General features: G+C 54.0%; 13 protein-coding genes. 7 read left to right on the top strand and 6 right to left on the bottom strand.

Translation table 11 applies throughout. The annotated features are described in order from the left end of the window. Positions 1–394: 394 nt before the first annotated feature. The 3 genes from hetL (at position 395) to VB780_RS20025 (ending at position 3,686) form a co-directional block, all read left to right on the top strand. Positions 395–1,108, top strand: a complete 714-nt coding sequence (gene hetL / locus VB780_RS20035) for a heterocyst differentiation pentapeptide repeat protein HetL (protein WP_323352947.1) — start codon at positions 395–397, stop codon at positions 1,106–1,108. A 1,050-nt stretch (positions 1,109–2,158) separates the two neighbouring features. Beyond that, positions 2,159–2,839: an acyltransferase gene (locus tag VB780_RS20030; RefSeq protein WP_323352946.1), complete on the top strand. Its 681-nt coding sequence runs from the start codon at positions 2,159–2,161 to the stop codon at positions 2,837–2,839. Positions 2,840–2,981: 142 nt separating this feature from the next. Further along, positions 2,982–3,686 carry an acyltransferase gene (locus VB780_RS20025; RefSeq protein ID WP_323352945.1) on the top strand — a complete coding sequence of 235 codons (705 nt, stop codon included), beginning with the start codon at positions 2,982–2,984 and terminating at the stop codon, positions 3,684–3,686. Positions 3,687–3,871: 185 nt separating this feature from the next. Here the strand turns inward: VB780_RS20025 and acsF are convergent, their stop codons facing one another. After that, entirely contained in the window at positions 3,872–4,948 is a 1,077-nt protein-coding gene (acsF, locus tag VB780_RS20020) for a magnesium-protoporphyrin IX monomethyl ester (oxidative) cyclase (protein ID WP_323352944.1), read from the bottom strand. A gap of 267 nt (positions 4,949–5,215) precedes the next feature. Between acsF and VB780_RS20015 the strand changes: the two genes are divergently transcribed. Then, on the top strand, positions 5,216–5,965 hold the full coding sequence (locus VB780_RS20015) for a heme oxygenase (biliverdin-producing) (protein ID WP_323352943.1): 750 nt from the start codon (positions 5,216–5,218) through the stop codon (positions 5,963–5,965). Between the two features lie 179 nt (positions 5,966–6,144). On the opposite strand, the gene VB780_RS20010 is transcribed toward VB780_RS20015, so the two are convergent. Continuing rightward, a complete protein-coding gene (locus tag VB780_RS20010) occupies positions 6,145–7,248 on the bottom strand; it encodes a hypothetical protein (RefSeq protein ID WP_323352942.1) in 1,104 nt (367 codons plus the stop codon). A gap of 695 nt (positions 7,249–7,943) precedes the next feature. Between VB780_RS20010 and VB780_RS20005 the strand changes: the two genes are divergently transcribed. Further along, positions 7,944–8,687 carry an NAD(P)H-dependent flavin oxidoreductase gene (locus VB780_RS20005; RefSeq protein ID WP_323352941.1) on the top strand — a complete coding sequence of 248 codons (744 nt, stop codon included), beginning with the start codon at positions 7,944–7,946 and terminating at the stop codon, positions 8,685–8,687. A gap of 1 nt (position 8,688) precedes the next feature. Here VB780_RS20005 and VB780_RS20000 read toward each other — a convergent pair whose 3' ends face one another. Together VB780_RS20000 and VB780_RS19995 are read right to left on the bottom strand one after the other, a co-directional pair. Then, positions 8,689–9,042, bottom strand: coding sequence for an antibiotic biosynthesis monooxygenase (locus tag VB780_RS20000; protein WP_323352940.1), 354 nt, complete (start codon positions 9,040–9,042; stop codon positions 8,689–8,691). 90 nt (positions 9,043–9,132) lie between these two features. Beyond that, complete coding sequence (locus VB780_RS19995; RefSeq protein ID WP_323352939.1) at positions 9,133–9,639, bottom strand: Hsp20/alpha crystallin family protein; 507 nt, start codon at positions 9,637–9,639, stop codon at positions 9,133–9,135. 124 nt (positions 9,640–9,763) lie between these two features. Between VB780_RS19995 and dinB the strand changes: the two genes are divergently transcribed. After that, complete coding sequence (gene dinB / locus VB780_RS19990) at positions 9,764–10,846, top strand: DNA polymerase IV (protein ID WP_323352938.1); 1,083 nt, start codon at positions 9,764–9,766, stop codon at positions 10,844–10,846. Between the two features lie 141 nt (positions 10,847–10,987). Here the strand turns inward: dinB and VB780_RS19985 are convergent, their stop codons facing one another. Both VB780_RS19985 and VB780_RS19980 read right to left on the bottom strand, forming a co-directional pair. Then, entirely contained in the window at positions 10,988–11,161 is a 174-nt protein-coding gene (locus tag VB780_RS19985) for a hypothetical protein (RefSeq protein ID WP_323352937.1), read from the bottom strand. A gap of 146 nt (positions 11,162–11,307) precedes the next feature. After that, positions 11,308–11,508: a hypothetical protein gene (locus tag VB780_RS19980; protein ID WP_323352936.1), complete on the bottom strand. Its 201-nt coding sequence runs from the start codon at positions 11,506–11,508 to the stop codon at positions 11,308–11,310. A 431-nt stretch (positions 11,509–11,939) separates the two neighbouring features. On the opposite strand from VB780_RS19980, the gene VB780_RS19975 reads away from it, so the two are divergent. Then, positions 11,940–13,439 carry a NarK family nitrate/nitrite MFS transporter gene (locus VB780_RS19975; protein ID WP_323352935.1) on the top strand — a complete coding sequence of 500 codons (1,500 nt, stop codon included), beginning with the start codon at positions 11,940–11,942 and terminating at the stop codon, positions 13,437–13,439. Positions 13,440–13,504: the final 65 nt, after the last annotated feature.

Genomic DNA, 13,504 nt, shown 5'->3' with positions numbered 1-13,504 from the left:
ATGGAGTAACCGTGGCCCTGGAAGATTCCATCTAAAAAAATATCCGCTTAGGGGCGAACTCGACCCACTGGGCTGGTCGCAGTGAAACCCTGGACAGGTTTTAGGTGGAAACCTGCTGATCTCGATACCAGATCTCGATAACAGAATTTGAGTGACGACTTTTCAGACTAGAGGTTGCCTTTATATCGGCGCGAAGGAGCAGAGTGCCTCTCCCGCTTTTTCTTCCCTGGGATAGTTCTGATGGTGGCATAGGTTACCGAGCACCGTCGGCGCTAAGCCGTGAAGTTCATCGCTTTTTAGGTATATCTTCGGAGTCTTCACAAAGCCTTAAGCACAGGGCTTCAAGTGGACGGTGTACTGTACACTGCTGGGGTGTTTGCGCTGCGAGTGATCTATGGATGCAGTTGAGATTGTAGAGCGTTACCGCAGGGGCGATCGCACCTTCTCGGGCCTTAGGCTCGTAGACATTGAGCTACTACAAGCCAATCTCAGCGGGGCCGACTTTAGCCACAGTGACCTACGCCAGGCTCGCTTGGGCCGCACCCACTTTACCCACAGCAGCTTTATTCAGGCCGACCTCAGCGAAGCCCTGCTGTGGGGAGCCGACTTTACCAAGGCTCAATGTGCCCAGGCTCAACTGCGCGATGCCGACCTCAGCGGGGCCGTGTTTGTCAACGCCAACCTGAGGGGCGCTAACTTAATCAAAGCCATTCTCTGCGGCGTCAATTTTCAACACGCCGATCTATCTCAGGCGCTGCTTATTGACGCCGACCTACGCCCCACCTCTGACCAGCAAACTAATTTAATTGGAGCCAGCTTGCAGGGGGCTAATCTGAGCTACGCCCACCTCAGTGGAGCTCAGTTGGCCCAGGCCAATTTGAGCGGGGTCAAACTCTGTCGTGCTCATCTGGGGCAAAGCTTTCGGCCCGATGCCCCCAAGACTGACCTCAGTGAGGCCAACCTGCAAGGGGCGGATCTGAGCTACGCCGACCTAACTGGCGCAATTTTGCGCGGGGCCAATCTACAGGGAGCTGACCTAATGGGGGCAACCTTGACCCACGCTGATCTAACTGGAACCATTCTCCCGGATGAATTAATACAGGACTAATTGACATGGGTTGTCGCCGAAAGATTTTGGCAGTAGACTTAACCCAAACCCTCTGTCTTGCGCGTAATTGAGAGCTTAACAATTACGCAAAGCTTGTATGAAGTTGATGTATGTTCATGCCAATTCTTAACAAGTCATACTTCTACACCGATATCTATCAGCCTTTGCTGAAGGGGTTGCGCTTGGCCCGCTTAAGCCGAGTTTGCCTGCCGGTCATGGCGGTGAGAATCCCAGGCGGCTTGACTCCCCCCTAAACAAGTAATTTTTCAGAAGTAATGCGATCGCACTGATTGATTAAGCGCAACATTCCCAGCATTTCAGAATGTTCCGTTCAGTTTCTCTCCAGTAATTGACGTTAGCTAAGCCAAGCAATATCAGCTTTTTGCCTGGCTGATGTTAGTTTTGCCACTGGCTAAATTTATCAGTGCTGTAGTCGCCTCTATTTTTAACAGCCAAATTGACTTGCGGTAGCAGATTGTCTGCTCTTTGGGATGCGGTTAGCACAGGAATGAACATTCTCGTGCTGTACGTCCAAAATCTGCATGTCAATGAACCAGGGGCTTAAATTCCTTGCCTGAGCTGACTCTGACAGGCCAAATTTATGCCGTTGAGGACTAGTACTTTGATGCGGAAATCATGCCTGCGGCAAGCCAATGGCTGGCGCAATGGTGAACAAATTTACGCCGCGAAGTACTGGCATTGCTCAGATATGTATACCTAGATTTTCTGGGAGCAAAGAATTACGAGTAAGCCTATTTTGATAGATGAATTTGAAAGGTTAAACCCCCTTATTAGGCTACATCTGTCTCTTGAAATCTAAAACTTAAGAAGACCCGAATAACCTTCCATGGTAGAGGAGTCTCGGAATTTAACATTTTTCAAAGCCTTTGATTTGCAAGTCTCTATCGACTAAAACTGAGAAGAATGTTCCTCAACTAGGTTAACGCATACATTAACAGGAAAACTGAGTAAGACAGGAGGACTGAAAATGAGCATCCGCAGAATACATCAGCGCAATCATGACGAGTCAATTTATAGAGAACTTGAAGCATGAGTTATTTAAGACGAGGGCTTGAGTCGGTCATAACGGGAAGCTTGAGTGCCTTTCCAACAAAAGCTGGAAAGGTGATAAGAGTCATAGGGTTTCGGCCTTTATTTAAGCAATTAGATAGTTCTGTAACAATCGGATCGAGAGTTCGATTCAGCGGCACAAGCCGTATTTCTATTGAAAAAGGTGCTTGGATCAATCAATACGCTGAGATTCATAGCATGGGCAATCTCATTCAGATTCGGGCCAATGCGTCTATCGATCTCGGAGTGAGCATTAGAGATTGTGGACATCAGGGTCAATCAAGCGGCGTTGTAATTGGAGAAAACTCGGGGTTGGGGCCTTACTGCTGTTTAGCAGGGCCTGGAGCAATCAATATTGGCAGCAACTGCATGATTGCATCGCACTGCTGCATATATGCCAATAATCACGGGTTCGATGATTTAACAAGACCTATGCATTCTCAGCCATTAACTACGTTAGGCATAACGATTGAAGATGACTGCTGGCTAGGTACGGGAGTTAAAGTGCTTGACGGAGTAACCATTGGCACAGGGAGTGTGATTGGAGCTGGGGCCGTTGTTAGCCGTGATATTCCCCCATACTCGATAGCAGTGGGGGTACCCGCTAGAGTAATTAAAACCCGTAAAGAACAGTGTTCTACTAGCCCAGATAAAGGATGAGAACTCATTGCGTTAAGAAGCCGATTGCTAAAAGCCTTGCCGTCAAAGCTTCGCAAAGTTGTTTTTTGTCACAATGAATCACAGCTCATTTGTTGATGCGTACAAGACTTACTAAGTTTGCAAAGAGAACGGAGTTCCTGCAATGAAAATTGAAATCAGCGAAGGGCCTAGATCTGAAGATATTAAGCCTCAGAACACAGAGATCGTCAGCTCCAATAATTCAAAAAAACATGTGCTCAGGAAACTCATATTTTCCCTGCTTGAGCCAATTCCTCGCCCTTTGGGAACAGTAGCAAGAAAGCTTCTTTACCCTCTTCTATCTAAGACCTGGGGAAAAGACCCTTATATTCAGGCATGGGTTGAAATTCTTGGTGCCGACCATGTTATTGCTGGCGATAATATCCGTATCCTCAGATATTCTATTTTGAACTGCGATTTTGAGAATAGCCTACTGAAGTTGGGTAAAGATGTTTCCCTAGACCGAAATGTTAGCATTCGTCTAGGAAATAACTGCACCATTGATATTGGTGAGAGAACTTATATAGGCCCCTTTACCTGTGTGTCTGGGCCTGGCAACATTACCATTGGTCGTGAATGTATGATTGCCTCTATGGCCGGTATTTATGCCAAACAACATCGCCATGTGGGCTCTAGGACAAAAGGCATTACGATTGAAGACAAATGCTGGATTGGTACCGGGGCCAAAATCTTAGATGGGGTGACGATTGGTTACGGCAGTGCCATTGGCGCTGGGGCTGTGGTAACAAAAGATATTCCGCCCTACTCGGTAGCGGTAGGGGTGCCTGCTAGGGTTCTAGAAAACCGCAGAACTAGCCCTGATGGCTAGCCTCTTTAAATCAGAGAATCAGGGATCTTAGGGGCTGGGCAGGGCGAAGTGTGCCTTCATGGCAATAGGTTTTGTGGGTTTTGCGATTCCGGCACGGATACCCGTTCCGAGTCGGCTCCCATTTCTGGGATGCTGCAGGCTATAGGCTTCGCGAATCGCCCCAGCCAACCTGCGGCGTTGCTCGATCATCGAATCGTACCGCGCAAGGCTTCTGCATTTAGTGGCTTAATTAGATAAAGTCGCAGCAGGTCGTCCACAATTCCAATCACCAGGGGCAGTTTGCGGATCTGCTTGAGCCATTGAGGAGCAGCGCTTTCTGCCAGCTGCTTAATTTTTAGGTTGCGAGCGGCGGCCCGTTCCAGACGCGGAAAAAATTCGGGGTGTTCGACATTGAGATAGACGGGGAAGGCGCGGGCGGCGGTGTCGTTGGTCTTGCGGACGACTTCTTTGTCGAATTCGGTGGCGTCTAGACCCAGCATTTCGTAGAATTTGGCCCGTTCGTGCACCGTCAGGCTGTGGGTGGCAAAGACCGAGAGCAAGAAGAAGCGGCTCCAGAGGCGGCCCTGCCAGGTTTGCCACATGGCAGGCTGCGATCGCACCAACGCCTTAAAGATATCCCCATGGCGGTTTTCATCCTGACACCAGCTCTCGAAGTAGTTGAACAGCGGGTAGAAGCTGTTCTCGGGATGCTGCTCTAGGTGGCGGTAGATGAGAATATAGCGCCAGTAGCCAATTTTCTCAGACAGGTAGACGGCGTAGACAATCCACTCCACCGGGAAAAAGGTGTATTCGCGGGTTTTGGTCAGCTTGGCCAGGTCGAGGGAAATGTGGAAGTCCTGCATACACTTGTTGAGAAACCCGGCGTGGCGGGCCTCATCGCGGGCCATGAGGCTGAAGATTTCACCCAGCACCGGGCTGCGATCTTTGATGCGCCGCGACAGTTCCTTGAACAGCAAAAAGCCCGAAAATTCTGAGACGCACGATCGCTCCAGGTAGTCGATAAACGCCTGCCGCTCTTCCCCTTGTATCTGATCCCACCCTTGCTTGAAGGAATCGTCGCGGCTGAAATGGTGTCGGTTGTAGTCGGCCCGCATCTCCTCCAGCATAGTCTGGAGTTCTTCTGCCTGTAGCGACAGATCCATCGTGGCGGCTTTGTCAAAGTCGGTGGTGTAGAACCGGGGCGATAGCAGGTTTTCTTCAATAGCGGCTTTGACCGAGTTGTCACCGGGCTGGGGTGCGGACTTGGGGAGGGCAGTCACCATGGGAATTTACGGGTCTAAAGGATTGAAAGACACTTTATCACTAGCTAGTGATTGATTGTCAATGGGCGATTGACAGCAGATTAGGACAGGCCCAAGCTCAGAATTGACGTTCTATATCCCAAGAGGCTATAGAGTCAGAGCTCTTGCTGAAAGGGAGAAGTAGGCGACACTCGAAAGACACAAAACTTAAAGCAGAAAAGTTGACTATCCGCTTCATAGCTGTATAGTGATGAAAAGATTTTTAACCGCTCACCCAGGTAAATTCCTATGACTGACCTAGCTCAACGGCTGCGCGAAGGTACCCAAATCTCCCATACCCTGTCTGAAAACACGGCGTTTATGAAGTGCTTTTTGAAGGGTGTGGTCGAGCTAGAGCCCTTTCGCAAGCTCACCGCCGACCTCTATTTTCTCTACAGCACCCTAGAAGCTGAGATGGCTAGCCATCAAACCCATCCCGTGGTGGGGCCGATGGTGTTTGCCGAACTGCTGCGCACCCGGCCACTAGAGGGCGACTTGGCCTACTACTACGGCGATCGCTGGCAGCACGAAATCAGCGCTACCCCAGCGGGCCAGCGCTATGTCAATCGCATCCTTGAAGTTTCGGCCACCAATCCGGCCTTGCTGGTGGCCCACGCCTACGTGCGCTATATGGGCGATCTCTCGGGGGGGCAGGGGCTGCGGCACATCGTGCGATCGGCTCTGAATCTGCCGCCGGATAAAGGTACCGCGCTCCACGAGTTTGATGACCTGCCCACGATCGAGGCGAAGCGCGACTTTAAACTCAAGTACCGCGAAGCGCTGAACGCTCTGCCGGTGGATGAGGCGCTAATTCAGCAGCTAGTGGATGAGGCGAACCTGGCCTTTGCGCTGAATCGCGATGTGTTCCATGAGCTGGAGCCGGATGTGCGATCGGCGGTGGGCGATCACGTGTTTGACCTGATTACCCGACAAGATCGGCCCGGCAGCACTGAGCCGCACCCCCACCACGGCATGGTCGCCCTGGTGGCGACAGAGTAGGCGAACGTAGGGTGCATATCGCTCGGGCGAGGCTAACGCCAACGCGAAGCAATGCACCATTTCCACAGCTGTATCAAGACCGTAGCGTAGGGGCGTAACATGCTACGCCCCTACAAATCAGGGGTATTCATTCGGGATTTGGTATTACCCCCTTCTATCCACCCCCTACCCTTTTGCCCTTAACGCCCCGTCACGACGCCCCACATGTAGTCTTCAAAGGAGCCTTCGCCCAGGTCTACGGAGATAAACCTCCCCCAGCTGTAGCACTTAAAGCGAATGTGGCCGCTGTCGTGCTTATACCAAACGCCGTTGTCAATGCTGAGATCGCCTTGGTAGGCGATCCAGTGGTTGGGGTAGGCCACGGTGGGTGCACTGCCGCCGAGCATGGCGGCGTCGATGAGGACAAAGGCCACACCCCCCTGGCGGTGGGCGGCGTCTGCGCTTTTCATGGCGTCAAATTCGCCGTAGACAAAGGTGGATTCAAAATCGACTTGGCTGTAGCCCAAAATTTCGGAAATCCAGCCCTTCATTTCCCAGGGGGTGGTGATGCCAGCGACGTTGTTTTCGAGGCTGCCAGAGTCTCCCGTCACCGGAAAGATCAGGTTCTCGGCATCGCGCAGGGTGGCAATCAGCATCCAGTCGGCGGCGGACATGCCGGAGCGAATTTTGCTCTGGCGCAGACCATCGGAGGGGCGCACGGTTTTAGTGCGGCCACGGAACTGGCCGGTTTCGTAGAGAGAGCGGCAGAAGTCAACATAGCGGACGGGCTGTTTAGACACCAGCTCAAACACAATGGCGGTGGGGCCGCAGAAGGGGGTGTAGTTTTGGTTGATGTTGAGCGGGTTGGCCACCGTAGCGCGAAGGTCTTGAATTAGCTCGGCTTTGCTAATCTGGGGCCATACCCCCGGCTGGGTGGATTGCTCAAAGGCGGCGATCGCACTGGCAACCGGGTCGACATCGGGTATATCGACGACCTGGTAGCGCAATTGGTAGTTGGCCCCATCGCGGGTAAACGTGGCGGTAGCGCCCGAGGTTAACCCAGTGGTGATGCGCGCAGAGCCCAAAAAATCGTCGGCGTCGGGAGAATCTTCGTCCCAGAGCTTGATTTCTACACCATTGTTAAAGGTGTAGGTCTGGTTGAGAGCCCAGGTGTGGCCATCGTTGAGGCTGCGTTTGAGGTGGGGCTGTAGCGTGCCGTCAACGATAACTTCGAGGCGGCACTCGTCGGCACCCCAGTCTTCGGTTTCGTTGCACTTGAGCTGGCCCAAAATCAATTGACGCATAAAGGAAGTTCCTTAGGGTGAATAAGTTGACTCTAAAAACTTCACCCTGGCCCCGTAAATTTACTGACCCAGCCCGCAATTTAGGGTCAGAGAAAAATTTGGCATAACGCTATCTAGACAGCCAGCCCTAAACGGATTAAACAGCTCTACACAACGCGTTCAGCCTTTGAGAGAGCTGGACATCGCTGCTAGTTAAGCCTCTCGATGCGTTCAGGCAAGCACCATAGGCTATGCCGCTGTCCTGGATTCAATCAAGCTGAGGAGCAGAACTCGAAGTCGGCACAGGATCGGCAGATTGCAGCAGTTGATTTAGTTAGGACATTTTGATAAGCGGAATCCTCTGTTAAGGAGACTTCTGAAAAAGAGTTTCCCTAATGGTGGGCAGTGCCCACCCTACAGCGGCTATAGTCGCTGGATTGAAGCTGGTATCTTCTTTCCTGGAAATCTCCTAAGAGCACATTGCACGGTGTCACGCACTGTAAAGTTGCCCCCAAGGCGACATTCCTACGTCAAACCCGTCCTACCCGAATGGACGTCTGCAATAGCTTCAAAAGACCGACCAGCTGCTTGTATTTCATCCATTAATCACTTTATAGTCATTAAAGCTTTTGCCTCGGTATGTGCTCACCCCCCACAAGAGGTTCAGTGAGCTCCAGCAGTTGTCTTTAACATTCAGTCTATGAGGTTGCGCTCTGATGACGTCTTTACTCCCCCTAGCGATTGGTATCCATGCAGCGCCCTATCCCATCGTTCAAGGCGGCATGGGTATTCGCGTTTCTGGCGCTGGTTTGGCGGCGGCGATCGCCAATGCTGGCGGCATCGGTGTCATCTCTGCCGTCGGCCTGGGGATGAATTCTTCCTACTTTGATATGGAAGAGAAGAATCCTAAAACCCGCCAAACGCAGTTCTTTAAGGCCAACCGCCTGGCGCTGATTGACGAGCTACAAAAGGCCCGTGCCCTGAGTCCAGAGGGCATTCTCGGGGTCAACATCATGGTGGCGGCGCGAGACTATGAAACCCTGGTGCAGACCGCTATAGAGAACGGCGTCAACCTGATTTTTTCTGGCGCAGGGTTGCCCTTGACCCTGCCTGCCCTCACCGCCCATCATCCTGAGGTGGCCCTGGTGCCGATCATCTCCAGCGTGCGCGCGGCTCAGGTGATCTGTAAAAAATGGCAGCGTCAATACAACCGTCTGCCTGACGCCTTTGTGGTCGAAAATCCTCAAGCGGCGGGGGGCCATCTGGGGGCCAAAGCTGAGGAATTGGGCGATCCGGCGATCGCCCCAGAAACCGTGATTCCAGCGCTGGTGAGCTACCTGGCGGAAAATTTTGAGCAGCCCATTCCGGTGATTGCGGCGGGGGGAGTGTGCGATCGCCCCTCCCTCCTCCACGCCCTATCGCTGGGAGCCAGCGGCGTCCAAAGGAGTAGTGAAATTTAATCTACTTGGCCGCAGCACCGGCGGCGGCCAAAAGTTGGGGCAGGCCAATTTCGCTGCACACTTCATAGAAGGAGGTGACCGGCGGCGTCTCAAACAGGTGGGCAATTTTGCCCAGGGTTTGCTGATAGAGATCGCTCTGGTGGTCGTCCATATCCTCAATGCTGTCCCAGAGAATGATGGCGATGCCGCGATCGCTGCCGGGTTCTTGGAGCAGGTAAGCTCCTTGAAACCCTTTGGTGTAGGTTGAAACCGCCTTTTCGTAGAGCTGGCGGGCTTCGCTAAAACAGCCGGGTTTAAATTCACCAATGGCCACGTAGGCGTACTTGTGGCGGAGAAAATCGTCGAAGTCGGTCATAAATGGAAACGATCCTTGGTCTTGTCGTAGATCTAGTGTCGATCAAATGGTGGCCACCGACACTTTTTCTTACCCAGGCTTTAGATTCTGTTACCGATCTTCTAATAGGCGCTGGCCCCAGGCTTTGAGTGCCTGCCCCAGGCGCACTCGGGTGTGCTGCCAGCCCTGCATCAGGCGCTGGCCCCAGCCCTTGGTCTTGGGCAGCGTCACCACGATCGCCCCTGCTCTATAGGCAACCTGCATCTGGCGATCGATCACCGTTGCGGGCAGCGGCACCGTCTGCTGAAAATAGTTAATGCCCAAGCTCTGAATCAGCGGGCTGCGATAGCCCGACTGCCGCTGACCCGAAAAGGTAAGCGACTTTTTGGTGGCCCGCACCTGCACAGCCTGGGGTTCGACCCCAGGCAAAAAGGCCGTGACCACCAGGGCCTCGGCGGTGTCTTCAATTTCGACCGAGGGCACCTGCACCCGGCCTGAGGGGGCTAGGCCCAGGGGCATGAGGGCAGCGGCGATCGCATCCATCTGGGCCTGGGCCGCACCCAAATTCCACATCGACTGCTGAAACGGCGATTGGTGAGATGACTGCCCGGCGACCATAGCTCTAACTCCCTGTTTTCTATACTTAAATCATCGCGGTAAAGCCGCTGTTCGACAGGTTGGGAAAGCCCCCAGACCCGGTGGGGTATAACCGCCATGTCTCCTACTGCGCCCAGGCTGTTCCATGAAAGGCGGTTCCATCAAAAAAATCCTCCACATCGACATGGATGCCTTCTACGCCTCCGTGGAGCAGCGCGACTTTCCCCAGTACCGGGGCAAGCCCCTGGTAGTGGGCGGACGGCCTGAGCAGCGGGGGGCCGTGGCCGCCGCCAGCTACGAGGCCCGCCGGTACGGCATTCACTCGGCCATGCCCGCCCGCATTGCCCAGCAGCGCTGCCCCGAGCTGATCTTTGCCCGCCCCCGCTTCGAGGTCTATAAAGAAGTGTCGGGGCAAATTCGAGAAATCTTTCACCGCTACACCGACCTGGTCGAGCCGCTGTCCCTCGACGAGGCCTATCTGGATGTCACCACCAACGCCCTGGAGGAACCCTCTGCCCTGGTACTGGCCCGCGCTATCAAGGCCGATATTCAGGCCGCTACCCAGCTCACGGCGTCTGCTGGCGTATCGGTCAACAAGTTTCTGGCCAAAATGGCCAGTGGGCAGAACAAACCCGACGGTCTGACGCTGATTTTGCCCGACCAGGCCGAGGCCTTTGTCGCCGCCCTGCCCATCGAGAAATTTCACGGCATTGGCTATGTGACCGCCCGCAAAATGCACGCCCTGGGCATTGCCACTGGGGCCGACCTGCGCGACTGGGCCGAGGCTGACCTGGTGCAGCACTTTGGCAAGGTGGGTCACTTCTACTACCGCGTCGCCCAGGGCCAAGACGATCGCCCCGTCAACCCCAACCGCATTCGCAAGTCGATCGGGGCCGAGCGATCGTTCTCGCCCGACCTGACCCAGCTGGTGGATATGCTGACCGCCCTAGATCGGGTTGCCAACGAGGTCATTACTCGCCTGCAAGAGCAGCCCCGCCGGGGCCACACCCTGACCCTCAAGATCAAGTACGCTAACTATCGGCAGATCACCCGCAGCCGTACATTTGTAGCGGCGATCGGCCCCGAGTCGCCGATTTTGCCCTGGGCGGAAGAGATGCTCTTGGCTCACCTGGATCGCGATCGGCCCGTGCGCTTGCTGGGGCTGACTCTCTCAAATCTAGAACCGATCGGCGAACCCAATTATGTGCAGCTTTCGCTCGGAGTCTAGCCCCCCGAGAGCCAGAGACCCTGTAGATACAGGCCAAAAGCTAGGGAATTGCTGGTTCTGGAGAAGATCGACAGAAACAGCCCAGATCCTAAGACCTGGACTGTTTGGCGAGCGGGGCAAGTTAGCGATTAAAGACGATCGCTAATTGCCCCGCTGGTCGCGGTTGTAGTTGATCAGTTCGCCAATGGTGACGACGCCATCGCCATTGTGGTCGGCGGCGAGGTCATTGAGGTGAGTCTGCCCGGCACTGGCCGCAGAAACCATGGCTAGAGTGGACAGTACAATCGTCAAACCAGATAGTAAATAGCGTTTCATTAGGGTTCTCCTTTAGCAAAGCGGCTAGGCTTTGCTGGCTTGTGGTCTACGGTTTCTATGGTGCAGACCCAGGCTGAGAGCCAAATAAATGTAGCCTAAAATACTATTAGTACTGCCTGAGAAAGAAATTAAGCGGCTTTTATTGGCTAATCTTTTTGGCCCAACCCCTGCCAGAGCATGGCTTCGCTGGGTATGACGGGCGCTTGGGCTGAGGTTTCGGCCCGCTCGATCGCAACCAGGGTAGACGCGGCACCGACAAAGGTGGCGGCGGCAAAAACAGCGGCAGTCGTGGCGACGACCTCTAGGCGGTGAAGGGCGATCGCCACTCCAGGATCTTGAAATCTCATCGGTTAGCCCAGGAAATAATCTCTTCTTAGTCTATCATTTTGTAGCTAAAGATACAGAAATATTTGAAATCTATCGGTTTGCCCCCTGGTGGGCCGTATTGCAGTAAGCGCATCGCGGCAGCGCAGAAAAGCCATCGGAGCGAGTGTTTTGTAAACACTTACACAGAGCACCTTTGGGTTCGCCATTAGTCTTTGTTTATGAAAAAGATTTATTTGTAGGCAACCCGTTTTATCAGTGATTTCAGCTTGCTGGTTTTAGGCTTGCCTGCGTTTAAGTTTTCCAACGCGGATGAAAATGTTCTGATTTTTCATTCATAGGTAGTCTGTTTGCAAGGGGATGTAGGCCTGCGATCGCGCCAGCTCATTGCAGGTTTTACTGCGGCCAAATCAGGCTTCCGAAGTGATTATCTAATTTTTGGAGTTGAGTCATCATGGCTGGATTATGGTCGTTTAGCGGCAGGTATAAAATCCTGCACATGACGTGGTTTGCCTTCTTTCTAACGTTTGTGGTCTGGTTTAACTTTGCCCCCTTGGCCTCGGCCATCAAAGCTGACCTGGGGTTGAGCGATCCACAAATGCGCACCATCGCCATTTGCAACGTGGCGCTAACGGTGCCCGCCCGCATTATTGTTGGCATGGTGCTCGATCGCTTCGGGCCGCGCATTACCTATTCCTGCCTGCTGATCTATGCGGCGTTTCCCTGTATGGCCTTTGCTCTGGCCCAAAACTTTGAGCAGATGGTCTACTCGCGCCTGGCGCTGAGCATTGTCGGCTGCGGCTTTGTGATCGGCATTCGCATGGTGGCCGAGTGGTTTGAAGATAATGAAATTGGCCTGGCCGAAGGTATTTATGGCGGCTGGGGCAACTTTGGCTCGGCGGGGGCAGCGTTTACGCTCCCCTCGATTGCGGTAGCTCTCGGCTTTTTGACGGCGGGCCAGGTGAACTGGCGACTGGCGATCGCCCTGACCGGCATTGCCGCCGCCTGCTACGGCGTTGTTTACTACTTCAATGTCACCGATACGCCGCCGGGCAAGGTCTACCAGCGCCCCCCCAGCAGCGCCGGTATGGAAGTCACCAGTCAGCGCGACTTCTGGTTTTTGCTGGCCACGAATATTCCCCTGGTGGGAGTCCTCGGGCTGATTGCCTGGCGCTTGACCAAGGTGGACTTTATTGGCAGTCAAGCCCTCGTGGTGATTGGGGTGCTTTTAGTTGGGCTCTACCTGTTTCAGTCCTACAACATTTGGCAGGCCAACAGACCGCTGATGACCGGGGCCAAGCGCTATGCCCCCGAAGATCGCTACAAATTTTCCCAGGTGTTTAACCTAGAAATGGCCTACGTGGCCTGCTTTGGGTCTGAGCTAGCGGTGGTGTCGATGCTGCCCACCTACTTTGAGCGCGGCTTTGGGCTCACCGCCGCCGCTGCTGGGGCCGTTGCCGGTATGTACGCCTTTATGAACCTGGTGGCCAGGCCTGGGGGCGGCCTGCTGTCAGATAAGCTGGGCAGCCGTAAGCTGACGCTGGTGGTAACGATCGCGGGCACGGGCCTGGGCTACCTGCTGTTCAGCATGTTTGGCCAGGGCATTCCCATTCTCTTTGTAGTGCTGATGACCATGGTGGCGTCGTTCTTTGTGATGGCCGCTGAGGGGGCCACCTATGCCATTGTGCCGCTGGTCAAGCCCCGCATTACCGGGCAGATTGCCGGCAATGTGGGAGCCTACGGCAACGTCGGCGCGGTGGTTTACCTGACGGTGTATAGTCTTTTGCCCCAGGGTGTCGCAGGAGACAAGCTGTTCTTTCAAATGCTGGGCTGTGTAGCGCTGATTGTGGCCTTTTTGAACGCCTTCACCCTGAAGGAGGTGGTCGGTTCCCATGCCGAGCACGGGGTATCGATACCCGCAGGTGTGCCGGTGGAGCAGGGCGATCGCCTGTAGCCATGAACTCCGTAGGGGCGTAGCATGCTACGCCCCTACCCAGCCTGCACATCTAAGTCTTGGTG

The organism is Leptolyngbya sp. CCNP1308, from assembly GCF_034932455.1.
In the GTDB taxonomy this organism is placed as follows: Bacteria; Cyanobacteriota; Cyanobacteriia; order Phormidesmidales; family Phormidesmidaceae; genus Nodosilinea.
The sequence above is the reverse complement of the archived record's forward strand: the minus strand, read 5'-3'. Positions and strand labels throughout refer to the sequence as shown.